The organism is Nitrosopumilus sp. b1, assembly GCF_014078545.1.
GTDB lineage: Archaea > Thermoproteota > Nitrososphaeria > Nitrososphaerales > Nitrosopumilaceae > PXYB01.
Genome location: NZ_MU078717.1, coordinates 1 through 19,688 on the forward strand (window position 1 = coordinate 1; position 19,688 = coordinate 19,688).

General features: G+C 36.8%; 15 protein-coding genes. 8 read left to right on the forward strand and 7 right to left on the reverse strand.

Features of this window, described 5'->3' with window-relative positions; all coding sequences use genetic code 11:
* Window positions 1–104: 104 nt before the first annotated feature.
* Entirely contained in the window at window positions 105–431 is a 327-nt protein-coding gene (locus tag C6988_RS04055; protein WP_182133785.1) for a hypothetical protein, read from the forward strand.
* Here C6988_RS04055 and C6988_RS04060 read toward each other — a convergent pair whose 3' ends face one another.
* The 3 genes from C6988_RS04060 to C6988_RS04070 all read right to left on the reverse strand — a co-directional run bounded on the left by C6988_RS04060 (window position 432) and on the right by C6988_RS04070 (window position 3,809).
* The gene (locus tag C6988_RS04060) at window positions 432–1,967 is read right to left on the reverse strand and encodes a B12-binding domain-containing radical SAM protein (RefSeq protein WP_182133927.1); all 1,536 of its coding nucleotides are present in this window, start codon (window positions 1,965–1,967) and stop codon (window positions 432–434) included.
* 115 nt (window positions 1,968–2,082) lie between these two features.
* Window positions 2,083–2,859 carry a nickel pincer cofactor biosynthesis protein LarB gene (gene larB, locus C6988_RS04065; RefSeq protein ID WP_182133786.1) on the reverse strand — a complete coding sequence of 259 codons (777 nt, stop codon included), beginning with the start codon at window positions 2,857–2,859 and terminating at the stop codon, window positions 2,083–2,085.
* A gap of 35 nt (window positions 2,860–2,894) precedes the next feature.
* Window positions 2,895–3,809, reverse strand: a complete 915-nt coding sequence (locus C6988_RS04070; protein WP_182133787.1) for a malate dehydrogenase — start codon at window positions 3,807–3,809, stop codon at window positions 2,895–2,897.
* 88 nt (window positions 3,810–3,897) lie between these two features.
* Here C6988_RS04070 and larC point away from each other — a divergent pair, with 88 nt between their 5' ends.
* Genes larC through C6988_RS04085 form a run of 3 tightly spaced genes read left to right on the forward strand, consistent with a single transcriptional unit; the run spans window position 3,898 to window position 7,075 of the window.
* Window positions 3,898–5,124: a nickel pincer cofactor biosynthesis protein LarC gene (larC, locus tag C6988_RS04075; RefSeq protein WP_182133788.1), complete on the forward strand. Its 1,227-nt coding sequence runs from the start codon at window positions 3,898–3,900 to the stop codon at window positions 5,122–5,124.
* Window positions 5,121–5,921 carry an ATP-dependent sacrificial sulfur transferase LarE gene (larE, locus tag C6988_RS04080; RefSeq protein WP_182133789.1) on the forward strand — a complete coding sequence of 267 codons (801 nt, stop codon included), beginning with the start codon at window positions 5,121–5,123 and terminating at the stop codon, window positions 5,919–5,921. The genes larC and larE overlap by 4 nt, the downstream gene beginning before the upstream one ends.
* Window positions 5,918–7,075 (forward strand): cysteine desulfurase family protein, encoded by a 1,158-nt coding sequence (locus C6988_RS04085; RefSeq protein ID WP_182133790.1) that lies wholly within the window; start codon window positions 5,918–5,920, stop codon window positions 7,073–7,075. The genes larE and C6988_RS04085 overlap by 4 nt, the downstream gene beginning before the upstream one ends.
* A gap of 1 nt (window position 7,076) precedes the next feature.
* On the opposite strand, the gene C6988_RS04090 is transcribed toward C6988_RS04085, so the two are convergent.
* The 4 genes from C6988_RS04090 to C6988_RS04105 all read right to left on the reverse strand — a co-directional run bounded on the left by C6988_RS04090 (window position 7,077) and on the right by C6988_RS04105 (window position 10,844).
* Window positions 7,077–7,892: a PEFG-CTERM sorting domain-containing protein gene (locus C6988_RS04090; RefSeq protein WP_255464218.1), complete on the reverse strand. Its 816-nt coding sequence runs from the start codon at window positions 7,890–7,892 to the stop codon at window positions 7,077–7,079.
* Between the two features lie 84 nt (window positions 7,893–7,976).
* On the reverse strand, window positions 7,977–8,855 hold the full coding sequence (locus tag C6988_RS04095) for a PEFG-CTERM sorting domain-containing protein (protein WP_182133791.1): 879 nt from the start codon (window positions 8,853–8,855) through the stop codon (window positions 7,977–7,979).
* Window positions 8,856–8,914: 59 nt separating this feature from the next.
* The gene (locus C6988_RS04100) at window positions 8,915–9,748 is read right to left on the reverse strand and encodes a PEFG-CTERM sorting domain-containing protein (RefSeq protein ID WP_182133792.1); all 834 of its coding nucleotides are present in this window, start codon (window positions 9,746–9,748) and stop codon (window positions 8,915–8,917) included.
* A 268-nt stretch (window positions 9,749–10,016) separates the two neighbouring features.
* A complete protein-coding gene (locus C6988_RS04105) occupies window positions 10,017–10,844 on the reverse strand; it encodes a PEFG-CTERM sorting domain-containing protein (RefSeq protein ID WP_182133793.1) in 828 nt (275 codons plus the stop codon).
* Between the two features lie 181 nt (window positions 10,845–11,025).
* Between C6988_RS04105 and C6988_RS04110 the strand changes: the two genes are divergently transcribed.
* The 4 genes from C6988_RS04110 to C6988_RS04125 are packed head-to-tail and all read left to right on the forward strand — an operon-like array spanning window position 11,026 to window position 19,658.
* A complete protein-coding gene (locus C6988_RS04110) occupies window positions 11,026–11,277 on the forward strand; it encodes a DNA-directed RNA polymerase subunit H (protein ID WP_182133794.1) in 252 nt (83 codons plus the stop codon).
* Window positions 11,278–14,625, forward strand: a complete 3,348-nt coding sequence (locus C6988_RS04115; protein WP_182133795.1) for a DNA-directed RNA polymerase subunit B — start codon at window positions 11,278–11,280, stop codon at window positions 14,623–14,625. It abuts the gene before it with no gap.
* Entirely contained in the window at window positions 14,625–18,428 is a 3,804-nt protein-coding gene (locus C6988_RS04120) for a DNA-directed RNA polymerase subunit A' (protein WP_182133796.1), read from the forward strand. The genes C6988_RS04115 and C6988_RS04120 overlap by 1 nt, the downstream gene beginning before the upstream one ends.
* Before the next feature lie 51 nt (window positions 18,429–18,479).
* Window positions 18,480–19,658 carry a hypothetical protein gene (locus tag C6988_RS04125; RefSeq protein WP_255464221.1) on the forward strand — a complete coding sequence of 393 codons (1,179 nt, stop codon included), beginning with the start codon at window positions 18,480–18,482 and terminating at the stop codon, window positions 19,656–19,658.
* Window positions 19,659–19,688 lie beyond the last annotated feature (30 nt).

Below are 19,688 nucleotides of genomic sequence, written 5' to 3' on the forward strand. Positions count from 1 at the left end.
CATTGCAGCACCAGCAGTAGTTGCAATCAAGGTAAGAAAGCACTTGAAATTACGAAAGTAATTTCTCCCTTAACTTATTATAATACAACCCTTGTTTTTGATTAATGCATATCGAGTACGAGGAATTCAACACCATTGAAGACATCTTCATGTACATGTCATCAGCTGCTCCTCCTATGAAAAACACAATGCCTGTTAATTCGTACAAGGGTTATGTCATGTCATTTATTCCATTAAGTCCTGCTACTGGCGATACATATCTTATGATATATGCAAAGGGTGAACTAGAATCAGGAATCTACGAATTTGATTTGCAATCTAGATCATACAAAAAAGTCCCATCAATAGAGAGAGCTGATAAAAATTACTTTATCTCTCTAACACCAAAAAGAAACACCATTGCAGATGTTGCAATAAAAAATCTCAATTAACTATAGTTTTTTAGTTTCAATCTTTGGGGCAGACACCGATCTGCTTCTTGCATACTTGTCTACTATCTCTTCTGGCATTCTTCCGTTGAATAGATCTTTACATAATCCTCTGAGGTATCTCATAATTGCCCAAGTACCTGCTTTGATAATTCCATACATGAATATCTTCATTGGAGGACCATAGGTCTTGTTTCTCAGAATAATTGGGATAATATCGTTAATCACTCTAAGGTTATTTTCCCAACATTTCCAAAAGAGTGTGAACTGAGCCTCGTTAAGATTTCCGAAATGCATGGAGTTCTTCTCACTAAAGTCTTGATAAAGTAATGGCGCTACTAAACCTCTGAAATTCATCTTTCTAAAGTCTGTTAACATGTCAATAGTGTATTGTACTTCATCAGGTGTTTCATCTGGCCAACCAATGATGATGGTAGCTGCTGGGAACCAATGATTTTTGTTAAGGATTTCTGCGCCTTCTCTAACTACACTGCCCCATTCTTCTGGAGCAAAGGGTTTTGTCTTTACACCAAGATGTTTTTTGACCATTCTAGGTGCTACGGTTTCAATACCAAGATTTGTTGCAAGCCATCTTCCAGTCTCATGTTGGTTATTAATTGAAGAAATCTCATGCATAAGATCAGGATCTGCTGCAACAGCTGAGAAAGTCATATGTGTTGTTCCAACAAAATTTGCACCTAATCCTTTCAATCCTCTCCAGAGTTCTGTTATGGCATCACGATTTGGTCTAAAGTCTCTATTGTCACATCCATACAATAGCATTTCATCTGAGTGTAACCAAATTGAATCAAAACCATAATCTAGATTTATTTTTGCTTCTTTTTGTAATCTTTCTAGCGGTAAATCTTTTTTAGATCTTTTATTAACATCACAAAAATCACAACCTCTCCCACATCCTCTCATAGCTTCAATCAACGAATTAACAGTTGGACCTTCAATTCTTGGAATATTCTGAATGTTCTTTACAAAACAATGCATTAGCTCTGGCGCATCACCTTTTTCTAAATCGTTGAAAAGGTCCAATGCTAATTCATCCGCTTCTCCTACAACGACTGTATCGATGCCGTGAACTTTCATTCTATCTGATTTTGCAAGTTCCCATGCCCCATTGCCGCCAACTACAACATGAAAATTATATTTTTTCTTTAACTGAATTATGTCTGCACACATTCGCTTAAACTTCATTGCAACATATGATAATTTTTCAGGAGACATTGTTGTAGTTACTGGAGCCATCCCCAACGGATCCATTACATTAATACCTACTACCTTTGTGTCGGGACCTATAGATTTGGCAATGTGATCTGGGTTTGCAATAAAGACTTCATCTCTCTTGTATCCTTGAAGTAATGCACTCTCTACCCTTCGAAGTCCTACTTGAGCTACTTTTGCTTCTCCTGTAACAGGATCTGTTTCGACAGGGGGGCAAAACACTTTATCAAATACCCATTCTGGTAGTACTTCATATGGTCCACATGCAATAAAACCATACAGGAAATTTCCCCGATAATTTGTCATTAAACTGCGATCTGCAGTTAGAACAATTCGTTTGCCAGACAACTATAGAATCCCTATCTGTATTCTATATATGATTTACGAGAATTCTCAATAACAATTCAAAGTATGAAAAACTCTAATGCTTTTTCCTGTTAATCTGATTGACGATACTTCCAGCAACAGCTCCTGCACCTATTCCATTGTCAATGTTTACTACAGATAATCCCAATGAGCAACTCTGCAGCATTGATGCAAGCGCAGCCATTCCTTTTTCACCATATCCATATCCTACTGATACGGGAACTCCAATTACTGGTACATCAACTAAAGATGAAACAACTGTGGCAAGCGCTCCTTCCATTCCTGCTACGACAATAATCACATCCACATCATTTTCCACTAATTCCTTTAATTTTGGAAAAACTCTATGGATTCCTGCAACTCCTACATCATAACTACATATGCATTCAATACTCATTGATTCTAGCATTAATCTTGCTTCTTCTGCAACTCCTATGTCAGATGTTCCTGCAGCTAAAATCCCTACTTTACCTTTAGATTTCTTAATTGATTTATTGAAGATGAGTAATGTTGTGTTGTTTTTTCCTTTTTGAAATTTCAATTTTGATTTTTTCAAAAATGAAACAACTCTTGAATAATCAGTTTTTTTAATTCTCGAAACAACCACCGAATCTGATTTTGAAAGAGTTTTTCTAATTATTTTTTCAATCTCAGAGTATTGTTTTTTTTCAGCAAATACTACTTCAGGAATTCCTCTTCTGTTTTTTCTTCCAATGTCAATTCTAGCAAAGTTTTCAATTTTTTCAATTGAATGTAATGCCAAGAGTTTTTTTGCCTCAGGAACATTAACTTTACCTGATTTCAAAGATTCTAAAATTTCATTTAATTCCATATGGAATTTAATTTTGATTTAGATAAAAATCTAATTTAGATGTCTATTCCTGAGATGGCGCTTTTTACACTATCTACTGCTTTATTGAAAACAGTCTTCTCTTCATCATTCAATTCAAGCTCAATGATTTTCTCAACACCATTCTTTCCAATTACTGCAGGAACTCCTATGGTGACATCAGAATGACCATATTCCCCATCTAGATACGTGGCTACTGGAATGACTTGTTTTCTATCTCTAACTACAGACTCGATGATTGCAGAAATTGCGTTTCCTGGAGCGTGTACTGTTGCCCCTTTAAGTTCAATAACTTTGGCTGCAACTTGTTTTGTATTTACAACTAATTCATCTAGTTTTTCTTTTGGGAGCAAAGAAGTTAATGGAATTCCAGAAACAGAAGAAAATCTTGGCAACGGTAACATGTTTTCACCATGTTCCCCAATAACTAGGGCTCTAATAGAATCTCTTGAGTGACCAGTAGCTTCGTGAATAAATTGTCGGAATCTGGATAAATCAAGCATTCCACCCATTCCGAAAACTCGACTTCTGTCAAAGCCTGAGACCTTGTATGTTATGTATGCCATAGGATCAAGTGGATTTGTAACTGGAATTATCATGGAATCATTGGCATACTTTTTTATGTTCTCAACTACGCTTTTCACAATTCCTGCATTAATTTTTAACAAATCCATTCTAGTCATACCTGGTTTTCTACCCGAACCTGCAACTACTACAACAATGTTAGAGCCTTTCATCTCTGAATAGTCGTTTGAGCCTCTAACCTCTACATCAATTCCTTGCTCTGATAACATATGATTGATATCCATTGCCTCGCCCTGTGGCAATCCTTCTGCAATATCTAAAAGCAAAATTTGATCATCAAGTTTCTTTAATGCTGAGAAAAGTGCTGCATCTCCACCAACTTTTCCTGAACCGATGATAGTAATCATGTTGTGGCATCTGAATATTACGTAATTAAATCTAATGTCGAGTCCATCTCAGATACAATTTATATGCATTTTTGATATTTTTCATTTCATGGTTATGATTATCGATTCTCACATTGCGGGAATTTCTGGGGATATGTTTCTCAGCTCTTTAGTAGATATTGGTGCTGATAAAAACAAAATCATACAAGGAATCAAAACAGCAGCTGATTTTTTTCCAGATTCTAAAATCATAAAACTTGATTTTGAAAAAACCAAGAAAAAAGGTTTGGAAGCAACAAGGCTTGTTTTAGAAATCCAAGAAGATATCCACGAAAGAAAAGGAATTGAAATTCAAAAATGTATTGAAGAATCTGTAAATAAACTCAATTTATCTGATCATGCAAAAAAATTCTCAATTGGAAGTATTGAAACGCTAATCACCGCAGAATCTCACATTCATGGCGAACCGCTAGATTCAGTACATTTTCATGAAGCAGCAAGCATTGATACTATAATTGACATTATAGGTAGTGCCATTGCATTAGATGATCTTGAATTATTTGATCAAGAAATTGTTTCGACTCCAGTTGCAGTAGGTGGTGGTACTGTTAGCTTTTCACATGGTACCACAACAAATCCCGCAAGTGCAATATTGGAGATATTCAAAAATACCTCTATCATAATTAAAGGCGGGCAAGCAGTTGAAGAGCTTACTACTCCTACTGGAGCTAGCATGTTAATCAATTTGATTTCTTCATGTCAAGAATTTTACCCCTCCCTACAGGTAGATGGAATTGGATATGGTGCAGGCTGTAAGGATTTTGAAAATTTTTCCAATGTTTTAAAAATTGTTACAGGAAAAAAATCCACTGAATACATCCATGATTCTGTACAAATTCTTGAAACAAATCTTGATGATATTTCTGGAGAAGTGCTGGGAAATACAATTGAAAAAATCATGAATAGCGGAGCAAAAGATGTGACCATAACATCAGCAATTACAAAAAAAGGCAGACCAACTCATTTAGTATCAGTAATCTGTGATTCTTCAAAAATGAATGATCTTTTAGAGTTACTCTTTTCAGAAACTGGAACCCTTGGAATTAGAATTAGAAACTCAGAAAGAGTTACTTTGACACGTACCATAAAATCTGCCTCTATTGTTATTGAAAACAAAAATTTCATTGTTAATTACAAAACCTCTCCAAATCAGCCGTCAAATTTTAAAATTGAATCTGATGATATTCAAAAAATTTCTCATGAGATAAAAAAATCATTTAGATATACCGAGGATTTTCTTAGAACTGAAATAAAAAAAACCTTGGAGCAAAAATGAACAAATTAAATTCTCTTTGTAATTGGTTTTCAGATAAAAAAAGTGTAATTGTTGCAGTGTCTGGTGGCGTAGATAGTGCTCTAGTAGCATATGCAGCATATGCCCAATTGGGCAATTCCGCTATTGCAGTTACTGCTGATTATAAGACATTATCTAATGACGAACTAGATTCATCAAAAAAGATCTGCAAAGAAATTGGAATTAATCAAATAATCATCAACTACAGTGAATTAGAAAATGAAGATTTTGTGCGTAATGATAAGAATCGTTGTTTTTACTGTAGGACAGAACTATCTCATTATCTAATCAATATTGCAAAAGAAAATCAAATTGAAACTATAGTTGATGGCACAAATCTTGATGATTTAGGAGACTATCGTCCTGGTTTAATCGCATTACAAAAAAACAATATCTTACATCCATTAGTGGAATGTAATTTCACAAAAAACGAAGTCAGGTACATCTCAAAAGACATTGGACTGTCAATTCATGATAGGCCTTCAAACTCTTGTCTTGCTTCAAGAGTACCTTGGGGACAACGTGTTACTGCAGAAAAACTTACGCGAATTGAGATGGGTGAAACTTTTGTCAAACAAATTGTTGGCGCAAAACAGGTACGCGTTCGTGATCTTGATGGTTCTGCAAAAATTGAAGTGGATGTTGATGAGCTGTATCTTCTCAATGATCCATCAAAAATTAATGAAATTAAAATGAAATTGAAATTACTTGGGTTTTCTTCTGTTCAAATAGATCCTGATGGATATTCACCAGGAAAACTAAATGTGATTGTAGATTGATTTACCTAGATAATGCAGCATCTACACAAATTCATGAAGAAGTTTTAGATGCAATGCTCCCATTTCTCAAGGAACAATATGGCAATCCTTCATCAATCCATAGGTTTGGGAGACTAACTGAAAAGGCAATCAACAAAGCTCGAAAGGAAATATCAACCCTGATTAATGCTTCTCCTGATGAAATTTTAATTACTTCTGGCGGAACTGAATCAAATAACACTGCACTTTGTGGGATAGCAAACTTGAATGATGGAAATCACATCATTACTTCTTCTATAGAGCATGAAGCAATTTTGGAACCTTGTAAAAAATTAGAGAAACAAGGATTTGATGTGACCTATCTTTCGGTAAACAACAAAGGACTGATTAATCCTGATGAATTGGATAGTGAGATTACTGATAAAACCTGTCTTGTTACAGTAATGTTTGCTAATAACGAAGTTGGTACGACTCAACCAATATTGGATATTGCAAAAATATGCAAAAATCATAATGTACCATTCCATTCTGACGCAGTTCAGGCTGTAGGAAAAATTCCGATTGATGTCAAAAATCTAGGAATAGATCTACTCTCAATATCTTCTCATAAAATCAATGGCCCAAAAGGAATTGGTGCCTTATTCATACGAAATGGTATCAATATTGATCCATTAATTTTGGGTGGGGGACAAGAATACGGCTTAAGATCTGGAACAGAAAATGTTTCAGGAATTGTAGGCTTTGGAAAGGCATGTTCCCTAGCTCACCAAAACCTTAATGCAAATATCTCCCACATGAAAAACTTACGAGATTACATGGTATCTAAAATCACAAATGAAATCTCTCATACTACATACAATGGACATGAAACGCTTAGAACCCCAAACAATGCCCACTTTACATTTCTTGGTGTAAATGGTGAGGATCTCATCATAAAATTAGATGAGAATGGAATTGCGGCATCTACTGGCTCTGCATGTTCTGTAAAGACACAAAAGGCATCCCATGTTTTACAATCAATGGGTTTTTCTCATGAGCAAATTTCTGGTTCCCTACGACTAACTGTAGGGATTTTCAACACAAAAGAAGAGATTGATTCTACAGTTGATATTCTCAAAAAAGTAGTTTCTGAATTACGTTCTGTATCTCCTTTCAAAGAAAAATATGGATTCTAGATTAGATTCTCATTCTGAGTGAATTTTTTGACGTCACTGCAATTATTGAGATAATTGCTACTGCCAAAATCAAGGCTGCAATTGCGCCAAATTCTGGTACTACACAAGTACCGATTATTTCAATATCGGAATCACCCTCTTCAAAATTTATAGTAATAGTTCTTGATGCCGAGTTTGTATCTTTTTCTGAATATGTCACTTCTACACCGTCAATTAGAATTATGAAAACATCATCACTACCATTACAGATGTTGACTTTTGCATCTATTGATTCCCTCGGGAGCTTTAAGGTTATTGCTCCATCTGCTGTTGAATCAATAACTGTGATTAATGCATAGATGTCTGGATCAATTAACATATTTTTTACAGTACCTCCTTTGATTGAATACTCTACATCAAAGGTTCCTGATGTACCGGCATCAACTTCAAACCTATCTGTTGTCTCAACCATTGCCTGCTTTGTTGCAAACTCAAATGTTGCCTCTGCAACTACTCCCTGACCATATGATGCTCTAACTGTATATTCTCCATTATTTTTCCAAAGGGGACCTTGTGCTAAGATGGTCTTTGTAAACGTGCCATCATTTGCTACGTTAAGCTGTGCAACTTCTACTAGGTTTCCTTGATGGAATAACTGAAGTGTAACCGGTGTCTCTCCAATTACCGTTGTAACGGTTCCTGAAATTACAATGGTTTCTCCTTCTGTGTATATGCTCTTTGAAGAACTAACAGATAGTAGTGATTGTGATTGTGCAAATGCAGGAATTACACTAAACGCAAAAACCCCAATTATTATTGCCACCAGAAGATTTCGCACAAGCAACTTGTAGTGCAATTCTATATTTCCTTTACTATTATGCAATTAGCTAGAATAAATGAAAAAATGAAAAAAGTGTAGTTGTTAGTATTTTGGCATAATACTAAGTCTTGATCTTGCCGATACTGCAATTATTGAGATAATTGCTACTGCCAAAATCAAGGCTGCAATTGCGCCAAATTCTGGAATTACTTTTGCACCAAAGATTTCTATCTTCTCAGCCCCTCCAAGGAACATTATGGTGATTTCGTTACCGTTGATAGTAACATCATCCCATTGTTCGCCATCAACTAAAATGGTGTGAACGCCACTGATGATTTCTTGTGATGGAGTCAAAGTCAATGTACCGTCATTAACAGATTCAATCATTATTACTAATGATTTGCTTGCTGTATTGATGCTTGCACTTGTTACTGAGCCAGTAGATATTGTAAATGGAATGCAACTTCCACTTGCATTAAGTTCTGATGCAGTACACTCTTTTGGTGGTTGTGTAGATTTACTGACACCATCTGTTAGTTCTACAAGTACTCTATTGTTGATATCTTGTGAACCATATTGAGCTCTGATAACATAAGTTCCGTCATATTTCCACAGACTTCCTGCAGTGTTTAATGCAGTCTTGAATGTTCTATCTTGATTTACATCAATTTGTTGGACAGTGACAATATTGTTTGATGGACTTACCACAGTTATTGTAACTGGGACTCCAGTTTTGTAATATGCAACTGTGCCACTAACATTGATTGTAGATTCATGATTGTAAGTTTTCTTGTCGGTCTTGACCGTTATAGGAATCTCATTGTCTGCAGAAGCCATGGCTTTCTGACGATTATCCATGCCGTCACAATCTGGGCATGCTTCCTCATCAAAATATCCTTGAGCAAATACTGCAGGTGCAACTGATAAAGTTCCTACTGTGGCCAATATGGCTAGTAGTGCGTACGTGGTACGAGTATTCATCTTGTTTGCGAATTAACAACGTCTCTATTTATGTATATTTAAAAAACCTAGTTGGCGATCTAGTATTTTGGCATAATGCTAAGTCTTGATCTTGCAGATACTGCAATTATTGAGATAATTGCTACTGCCAAAATCAAGGCTGCAATTGCGCCAAATTCTGGAATTACTCTTCCATCGATGATCTCGACTTGTACTGTGCTCTTGAATTGATCACCGTCACCTTGTTGAGCAGTAATCTTGTAAAATCCATCTTGTTTCCATAGTGGACCACCAGTTGTGATCTTTTTCTCAAAGTTGCCATTGATATCTGGTAAAATCTGAGCAATTGAAACTACGTTTCCATTTGGTGCCTTAACTGTAAGTGTAATATCATTAAATGAAGTTGTGTGTCCATTTGCTGTGATAGTTGTAGAGCCTTCAACTGCATCTGCATAGAGGGTCAATCCTCTCTCTGGTTCTAAGGCTGCTACTCTTCCATCCTCAAGAGAAGAGATGAACGCATATGGTGTTATGACTTTACCGCCTTTAACTTCTACTTCTAAAGCAACTTTGAAAATTCCACCTGTTCCTTGTTGAGCAGTAATCTTGTAAAATCCATCTTGGCTCCAAAGTAAGCCACCGACGTTAATTTTATCTGCATAAGTTCCATCTGCAGTTGGAGTTATCTGAGCAATTGAAACTACATTTCTGTTTGGTGCTGTTACTGTAATTGTGATATCTGAGGTTCTTGTTGTTTCTCCGCTAATATCAATTTGGGATGGTCTGCCTTCTGCAGAAGCAGTTAATGAGATTCCTCCGGCAGCACTTGCAAAGCTAAATGATGACACGGAGATAATTGAAACTGTAAGTAAAACTACTAAAACTGCCTTTTGATGGTTTTTCCCGAAATTCAATTTACAAGATTCCATACGATTGTCTATATTTATGTATATATGCAAAGATCCTTTTTTCATATCCTAAGGTCAGTTTTTGAACTTTTTTCATTTTTTGATCCTTTTTGATCTTTGATTCTTTTTAGATATTGGTAATCTGTGGACTTTGGAAAAACTATACTTCTTTGATCGATTAACAGACAATTGTTTTAGATTTCAAAAAACAGATCTTACGAGGATAATCTTGAGCTGGTTGTGTGTATTTAAAAAATGAAAAAAAGTAAAAGATCTAGTATTTTGGCATAATACTAAGTCTTGATCTTGCAGATACTGCAATTATTGAGATAATTGCTACTGCCAAAATCAAGGCTGCAATTGCGCCAAATTCTGGAATTACACAGGTACCGATAATTTCGATTACTTCAGATCCTTCTAGGAATGAGATAGTCAAAGTCCTCATGTCTGAAGTTAATACTTCATCAAAGTCCTCTTCTTGACCATCAATCAATACGAAGAAATCGTCATCTTCACCACTACAGCCACCTAGTTTTGCATCTATTACTGCTCTGGGCAAGTTAATGGTTAATTGACCATCGCCAGTTGTAGATATCTCTAAGATTAGAGATTTTGATTCCTCATCTGGTGTGATGCTAAGTAAGCTTCCGCCAGTAATAGAGTATCCAATTGCAAATTCTCCAACTTGTATTGTAGGTCCTGTTGGTTTTGTGCCTGGTTGTCCTGTTGATCCACCGAATTCAAAGGTAGTTTCAGCAGTTCTAGATTCAGTACCGTAGAGAACCTTTACAGTGTATGTTCCTTTTGACTTCCAAAGAGCTCCACCAGCAGTTAACTCAGTACCAAATTTTTTGTCGGTACCGACGTCAAGTTGTTTTACAGTAACCAAGTTACCATTTGCTGATATGACTTGTAGGGTCACAGGAAATCCTGAGAGAAGTTCTTTGACTTCTCCAGATATTATTACAGTATCTCCATCAGAATATGAAGGAAGATCTGTACTAACACGGATTGGTTCTACGATCTGTCCAAAAGCTGGTGTTAGTCCAATACTTGCAACTAAAATTGCAGATAAAGCTAACACCGAAAGACGAGTACTCATCGAATAATCGCTTCAACCTATACTATTTAAGGTTAAGAAAAATATTCTTGACTAAAAAGAAAAAACACAGAATTTTTTTCCAGTTTTCAGATTAGATATATATTAACCTCTCGGTGAGTTTTTGACAGTTTGTCAGTGTTCTTATTATCTACAGCTAATGTTCTTGATGAGGTCGCTTAAAATGGCATCTAAGAAAATCCCAATTTTAGTTCCAGATCACGTTTATGTTCCAAAACACGAAATCATGACAAAAAAGGAAGCAGAAGAAGTATTGCAAAAATTCAACTGCCAACCGACTGAACTCCCACTTATCTTTGTAAATGATCCAGCAATTATGGGACTAGGTGTAAAACCAGGCGATATGATTAAGATTACCAGAAAAAGCAGCACTGCTGGCGACAGCCTATACTATCGATATGTGGTGGAAGTCTAAATGGCAGATCCATCAAACAAACGTTGGCCTATCATTCAGGATATTCTAAAAAGAGAGGGAATTGCAAGACAGCACTTAAACTCATTTGATGAATTTTTAGAAAGAGGACTACAAAGCATAATCAACGAAGTTGGACAAATTGAAATTGAGAACGCAGAATATCCATACAAGATTCAGCTTGGAAAAGTAAAACTTCAACAACCAAGAATGATGGAACTTGATGGTTCTATTACTCACATCACACCAGCAGAAGGAAGACTACGAAATGTATCATACTCTGCACCAGTTATGATGGAAGCAAGTGTTGTAGAAGATGGGAAAATCTTAGAATCAAGATTTGTTCACATTGGCGATATTCCAGTGATGGTGAAATCAAACGCATGCATATTACATAATTTCTCAACTCAGAAATTAATTGAACATGGTGAGGATCCAAACGATCCTGGTGGATACTTTATCATTAACGGTTCTGAACGAGTTATTGTAGGACTAGAAGATCTATCTTACAACAAAATTATTGTAGATAGAGAAACAGTTGGTGGTAACGTTGTATTCAAAGCTAAAGTATATTCTTCAATTGTTGGCTATCGTGCAAAATTAGAACTAGTAATGAAGAATGACGGCTTAATCGTTGCTAGAATTCCTGGTTCCCCTGTTGATATCCCAGTAGTTACTTTGATGAGAGCACTGGCATTAGAATCAGATAGAGAGATTGCAGCATCTGTTTCTTTAGTTGATGAAATTCAAGATGAATTAGAAGCATCATTTGAAAAGTCTGGAGATGTTCCAACATCAAAAGATGCTATCATCTACATCAGTAAAAGAATTGCACCTGGTATGTTAGAAGAATTCCAAATCAAACGTGCAGAGACATTGCTTGATTGGGGGCTATTGCCTCACTTGGGAAAACATCCTGAAAACAGAAAGGAAAAAGCACAATTCCTCGGTGAAGCAGCATGTAAATTATTAGAATTAAAACTTGGATGGATATATGCAGACGATAAGGATCACTATGGTAACAAAGTAATCAAATTTGCAGGTCAGATGTTAGCTGACCTATTTAGAACTGCATTTAGAAATTTGGTCCGAGACATGAAATATCAATTAGAAAGATCAGGTCAAAAGAGAGGAATTAATGCAGTTGCTGCAGCAATTAGACCTGGAATTGTTACTGACAAACTAAACAATGCAATTGCGACTGGAAACTGGGGACGTGGAAGAGTTGGTGTGACTCAATTACTTGATAGAACAAACTATCTCTCAACAATTAGTCATCTGAGAAGAATTCAATCTCCATTGAGTAGAACTCAACCAAACTTTGAAGCAAGAGACTTGCATGCAACGCACTTTGGAAGAATCTGTCCAAGTGAAACCCCCGAAGGTTCAAACTGTGGTCTTGTAAAGAACTTGGCATTATCTGCAATTATTTCAGTAAACTCTTCATCTGAAGAAATTGTTGAAAAATTATACGATCTTGGGACAAACCACTTTTCTGATGCAAAAGAAGATCTCAAAAAAGATGGCGCTAGAATATTTGTTGATGGACGACTAATTGGATATTACAAAGATGGAGAACAACTAGCAGAGTCATTACGTGAACTCAGAAGGACCTCAAAGATTCACCCACATGTTGGAATATCTTTCCACAAACCAGAGATTGAGGGTGCAACAAGAAGACTATACGTAAACTGCAATGCTGGCAGAGTCTTAAGACCATTAATTATCATAAAAGATGGAAAATCATTACTTACTCAGGACTTACTAGATAAGATTTCAAAGAAATTACTTTCTTGGAATGATCTAATCCGAATGGGAGTGATTGAACTAATAGATGCAAATGAAGAAGAAAACTGCTTTGTCACTCTAGATGAAAAGGACACAAAGAAACACACTCATCTTGAAATCTTCCCATCTGCAATTTTAGGTGCAGGCGCATCAATCATTCCTTATCCAGAGCATAACCAGTCTCCAAGAAACACATACGAATCAGCAATGGCAAAACAAAGCCTTGGATTTTCTACACCGATGATGAATACCAGTACTTATGTTAGACAACATTTCATGCTTTATCCTCAAACACCAATTGTTACTACAAAAGCAATGGGTTTACTGGGATTAGAGGATAGGCCTGCAGGTCAAAATTGTGTTGTTGCAGTTTTACCATTTGATGGATACAATATTGAGGATGCTATAGTTCTCAGCAAGGCATCTGTTGATAGAGGACTTGCTCGTACATTCTTTTACAGAATTTATGATGCAGAAGCTAAACAATACCCAGGTGGAATGAGGGATAACTTTGAGATTCCAAATGCTGAGGATAACATTAGAGGTTACAAAGGTGAAAAAGCATATCGTCTATTAGAAGACGATGGTGTTGTAGCAACAGAATCTCCAGTACTTGGTGGTGATATCTTGATTGGGAAAACCAGTCCTCCAAGATTCATGGAAGAGTATAGAGAGTTTGAATCAACTGGTCCATACAGAAGAGACACATCAATCGGTGTAAGACCATCAGAAACCGGAGTAGTTGACACAGTTGTCATGACACAATCTAACGAAGGTGGAAAGATGTACAAGATTAGAGTTAGAGATATGAGAATTCCAGAGATTGGAGACAAGTTTGCATCAAGACATGGACAAAAAGGTGTACTTGGAATTTTAGCAAAATCTGAAGACCTACCATATACTAAAGAAGGAATATCTCCAGATGTTTTGATTAACCCCCATGCATTCCCATCTAGAATGACAGTTGGAATGTTTATGGAATCTGTCACTGGAAAGGCAGCAGCACTTCGAGGCAAGAAGTTTGATGGCTCTGCATTTGTTGGAGAAAAGATGGATGAAGTAAAAGAAGTAATGGAAAATTCAGGCTTTGAATATTCTGGTAAAGAGATAATGTATGATGGAAGAACTGGTAAATCATTTCCAGTAGAAGTCTTCATCGGAGTAGTATACTATCAAAAATTACACCACATGGTATCTGATAAGATACATGCAAGAGCAAGAGGACAAGTTCAGATGCTTACAAAACAACCAACCGAAGGACGTGCTAGAGGTGGTGGATTGAGATTCGGAGAGATGGAACGAGACTGTCTAATTGCATATGGAGCATCAATGATTCTCAAAGATAGACTGCTTGATGAATCTGACAAATCAGATATCTTTGTCTGTGAAAGATGTGGTCTAGTTGCATATCATGATGTTAAACAAAGAAAGTATGTTTGCAGAGTTTGTGGTGACAAGGCAAAGGTCTCATCAGTATCTGTTGCATATGCATTCAAATTATTACTACAAGAGATGCAAAGTCTTAACGTTGCACCACGACTTTTGATAAAGGAGCGAGTATAATGTCGATTCAAACTGTAAAATCAATTGATGCAATCCGATTCTCTGTTTGGTCCCCAAATGAAATCAGAAAGTACTCTGTTGCAGAAATCACTGCCCCCGAGACATATGATGAGGATGGGATGCCTGTACAAGGTGGATTGATGGATGGTAGATTAGGAACCTTAGAACCAGGACAAAAATGTCTTACTTGTGGAAACACCGCAGCAAGATGCCCAGGTCACTTTGGACACATTGAGTTAGCTGAACCAGTTCTTCACATTGCATTCATTGATAATATCTACAAATTACTTCTTGCAACTTGTCGTTCTTGTTCTAGACTAAAACTCACACAGGAGGATCTTGATGAGTTTAGAAAAATTAAACAAAAAGAGGCAGCCTACACTGTAATTTCTCAAAAGAGAATTCCAGAACAAATTCTTGACAAAGCAAAAAAAGCAAAAGAATGCCCACATTGTGGTAAGACTCAGTACGAGTTAATCTTTACAAAACCAACCATATTCATAGAAAAAACTGAGATTGGTGAGCACCGTCTATTACCAATTACTATTCGCGAAAGATTCTCACAAATTCTTGATGAAGACTTGCTTTTACTATCCTATGATCCTGCAACAGCAAGACCTGAATGGTTTATTCTTCAAGCATTGCCTGTTCCTCCAGTTACTGTAAGACCATCAATCATTTTAGAAACTGGAATTCGCTCAGAAGATGATCTTACACACAAGATGGTAGACATCATCAGAGTTAATCAAAGACTAAAGGAGAGCAAGGAAGCAGGAACCCCACCATTAATCGTTCAAGATTTAGTTGACCTATTACAATATCATACCACTACATACTTTGATAACGAAGTATCTGGAATCCCACAAGCACATCATCGTTCTGGAAGACCCCTCAAAACACTAACTCAGAGACTAAAAGGAAAAGAGGGACGATTCAGAGGTTCACTTTCAGGTAAGAGAGTTGACTTTTCTAGCAGAACTGTAATTTCACCAGATCCTAATCTAGACCTCTCAGAAGTTGGTGTTCCAGAATCTGTTGCAATGAAGCTTACAATTCCAGAAATTGTTACTGAATGGAACATTGAGCGAATGAGAAAACTTGTAATCAATGGACCAAACATCTTTCCTGGAGTCAACTATATCGTTAGGCCAGACGGTGTAAAAATCAGATTAGACTTTGTTGAAGACAGAACAACAATTGCTGAAACTATTGAGATTGGATATCTAATTGAACGACACCTACTTGATGGTGATATTGTTATGTTTAACCGACAACCCTCACTTCACCAAATGTCAATCATGGCACACTATGTCAAAGTATTGCCTGGAAAAACATTCAGGTTACATCCATCAGTATGTCCACCATACAACGCAGACTTTGATGGAGATGAAATGAATCTTCATGTTCCACAAAGTGAGGAAGCAAGAGCAGAAGCAATTCTTCTAATGCGTGTTCAAGATCAATTAATCTCACCAAGATATGGTGGTCCAATCATTGGTGCACTGCGTGACTTTGTAACTGGTTCTTATTTGCTTACAAAAGATGATACCAGACTTTCAGTACAAGAATTCTCAAACCTTGCAATGCTTGCAGGATACAGTGATGAATTACCAAAACCCGCAGACAAAGGAAAGGATGGCCCATTATACACTGGAAAGCAATTATTCTCATTATTCCTTCCAAAAGACTTCAACTATGTCATGACTTCAAAGTGGTCAAAGGGAACAAAAGGAACACCAAAGGATGTTGTAATCAAAAACGGCGAATTAATCAGCGGAGTTATTGACAAGTCATCAATTGGTGCTGAAGAACCAGAAAGTGTTTTGCATAGAATTGCCAAAGACTATGGTAACGAACCAGCAAAGAAATTCCTAAACTCTGTCTTAATTATTGCAAAGCAGTTTATCACTCATTATGGTTTTAGCTATGGATATGGTGACCTTGAATTATCTGAAAAAGCAAGACAGGGAATCTTTGATGATATCCAGACAAGCTACACTGCAGTAAGCGACTTGATATCTGAAGCAAAGAAGGGAACACTAAAGCTAACTAGAGGTCTTTCAGCAGATGAAGCACTAGAGGCATACATTGTTAATGAATTATCCAAAGCAAGAGACAAGGCAGGCTCCATTGCTGACCAATCACTTGATGATAACAATGCAGCAAAGATTATGGCAATTACTGGCGCTAGAGGTTCTGCACTAAACGTAGGACAGATGGCAGGTGCATTAGGACAACAGTCAAGACGAGGTCAACGTCTTCTCAAGGGATACAACAACCGTGCATTACCTCACTTTAGAGAACATGATGATAATCCAGATGCACACGGATTTGTAAAATCAAACTATAGGGATGGATTGTCTGCACTAGAATTCTTCTTCCACGCAATGGCAGGAAGAGAGGGATTGGTAGACACTGCAGTTAGAACCCAACAAAGTGGTTACATGCAGAGAAGACTCATCAATGCACTAGAGCATATCAAGCTGGAATATGATGGAACAGTTAGAGACCCACACGGACACATTATCCAATTCCTTTATGGTGAAGATGGTATTGATGTGGCAAAGAGTGATCACGGTGAGGCATTTAATGTTCACAGATTAATTGATTCACAAACAATTGTAGACTCTGGTAAAAAAGCTACAAAAGAAGAGATTACTGAGCTTACTAAAAAATACACAAAGACATTCAATCCAAGACTAAAGAGTATTGTCTCTGAAGCATTATTGGATTCAAAGCTCAGCAAAGAAGGAGTTGAGAAGATTTGCAAGAAAGGTCTTGACTTGTTTAACAAAGCAAAGGTAGAGCCAGGACAAGCAGTGGGAATCGTTACCGCACAATCAATAGGTGAGCCTGGTACTCAGATGACATTAAGAACATTCCACTTTGCAGGTATTAGAGAAAGAAACGTAACATTAGGTCTTCCGAGATTAATTGAGCTAGTTGACGCACGCAAAAAACCAGTTACTCCAACTATGGATATCTACCTAGATGAAGAATCAAAGAAATCCCGTGAGAAAGCAATTGATGTGGCAAGAAATGTACTTCAAACCAAAGTTTCATCACTCATTGGAAATACGGAAACAGATTATGCAACTGAAATAAAACTAAACCTTAGTGCAAATAGACTGCGTGAGAGAGGTTGTACAGTTGCTGACGTTGAAGAAGCATTATCTTCCAATAAGAAATTCAAGATTGAAACCCATGGTGAACTAGTAGTTCTAAAATTGGTTGAAGAATCCGATGCACCAACAGTAATTACAATTAGAAACAAAGTTCTCAATACAACAGTAAAGGGAGTTCCAGATATAGAGCGAGTAACCCTTGTTCAAAAAGATGATGAATGGGTTATACAAACAACTGGTTCAAACATTGCCAAAGTCTTGGGAGTCCAAGGAATTGACAAGAAGAATGTTAGAACAAATAATGTCTTTGAGATTGCCGGAACTCTTGGAATTGAGGCAGCAAGAAACGCTTTGATTAATGAACTAAAAACAACTCTTGAAGATCAAGGATTGGAAGTTGACATTAGATATATCATGTTGGTATCTGATTTGATGTGTTCTAGAGGATACATGCAACAAATTGGTAGACACGGAATTGCTGGAACAAAAGACAGTGTTCTTGCAAGAGCTGCATTTGAGATTACAGTCCCAACAATTGCACACGCTGCACTTGGAGGAGAGGTTGAACAACTAAAAGGAGTTACAGAAAACGTCATCGTTGGAAGTAACATTCCAATTGGAAGTGGAACTGTAGACCTTTACATGCAAGTATCAAAGAAAGCACAAACTAGTGCATAGTGCACTCACCAAGTGTTAAATTCAATCAAGCAGAATAATTATTGAAATCACTTGTTAATTCTTTTTGCACTATTGTCATTTTTTGCATATGCAGAAGAGACTCCTGTATATGACCAGCCTTTTTCCCCAATCTACTTTGATAAACCCGTTTACACCTGGACTGATAAAGTAAGGATTATGATTGTGGCTCCTAGTTGGAATGCACACAGTGACGCAATAGACTCAATTGGTTCCGAGTCTAGTCATGCAATAAAGATCTCAACCCGTGATAAATCACTAAAACCATACAAGTTTACTGAAACTGAATTAAACTCTGGAATATTTACTGGAGAGGTAATTCTCACGGGATTTTTACATGATGCCGATGGTGATGGTACGTTTGATACACAGCCAAGGACTATGGGAAATGGTCCTAACAACGGATATCTTGAGGCTGACAGAGAAGGCGCAATTACAATTTCATTTGAATTTGCAGACGGGGTTGTCCTAACAGAGTCTGCTGGACTAAGCTGGAATCTTGGCGATGTATCATTTTTACAAAAACAATACATGACAAATGATCAGGCAGTAATACGCATTATTGATGCAGACATGAATCTAAATCCAGAAGGAGTTGATCAAATACCCGTTAGAGTTTCATCCAGCTCTGATGTTGCAGGAATTACTGTAGAAGCAATAGAATCATCACAGGACTCTGGTTTATTTCAAGCAACGATATTTTTTACACAAACTGATACTTCCAGCGGAAACAGACTTTATGCAAAACCTGGTAACACACTCATTACAAAATATGATGATAACACGCTACCAATTCCACATTCAAAATCTGACAGCTTGGAAATTACAGCAACTGCCGTTCTTGAATCAAACATTCCACCACTAGATCGTATTACTAGTGATCCAATGGAAATAGTTTCAGTCACTGGCAACAAACTCACAGATCTTTTTGTTGATGACCAACTTCAAATTTTAGGAAACATCAAAAACGAGCAAGAATTTTCCCAAGACTTTGTTTTTGTTTATCAGATCAAAGACGAATCTGGCACCATTACTACACTATCCTGGATATCTGGCTCACTTGATTCCTATCAAAAATTATCAATGTCACAATCATGGAATCCTCTAACTTCTGGTACATACACAGTTGAGACTTTTGTTTGGAGTTCTTTAGGATCTCCCATTCCACTATCTGAACCAAGATCAGAAACATATTTTGTTTCAAAAAACTAGAATTTCTTCTACGTATAATTTCTACGTGAG

Bases quoted from the DNA above. Each gene is read 5' to 3' on its own strand.
- larC (WP_182133788.1), top strand. From the start codon at position 3,898: ATGGTTATGATTATCGATTCTCACATTGCGGGAATTTCTGGGGATATG.
- larB (WP_182133786.1), bottom strand. From the start codon at position 2,859: ATGGAATTAAATGAAATTTTAGAATCTTTGAAATCAGGTAAAGTTAAT.
- C6988_RS04055 (WP_182133785.1), top strand. From the start codon at position 105: ATGCATATCGAGTACGAGGAATTCAACACCATTGAAGACATCTTCATG.
- C6988_RS04115 (WP_182133795.1), top strand. From the start codon at position 11,278: ATGGCAGATCCATCAAACAAACGTTGGCCTATCATTCAGGATATTCTA.
- C6988_RS04120 (WP_182133796.1), top strand. From the start codon at position 14,625: ATGTCGATTCAAACTGTAAAATCAATTGATGCAATCCGATTCTCTGTT.
- larE (WP_182133789.1), top strand. From the start codon at position 5,121: ATGAACAAATTAAATTCTCTTTGTAATTGGTTTTCAGATAAAAAAAGT.
- C6988_RS04105 (WP_182133793.1), bottom strand. From the start codon at position 10,844: ATGAGTACTCGTCTTTCGGTGTTAGCTTTATCTGCAATTTTAGTTGCA.
- C6988_RS04060 (WP_182133927.1), bottom strand. From the start codon at position 1,967: ATGACAAATTATCGGGGAAATTTCCTGTATGGTTTTATTGCATGTGGA.
- C6988_RS04110 (WP_182133794.1), top strand. From the start codon at position 11,026: ATGGCATCTAAGAAAATCCCAATTTTAGTTCCAGATCACGTTTATGTT.
- C6988_RS04070 (WP_182133787.1), bottom strand. From the start codon at position 3,809: ATGATTACTATCATCGGTTCAGGAAAAGTTGGTGGAGATGCAGCACTT.
- C6988_RS04095 (WP_182133791.1), bottom strand. From the start codon at position 8,855: ATGAATACTCGTACCACGTACGCACTACTAGCCATATTGGCCACAGTA.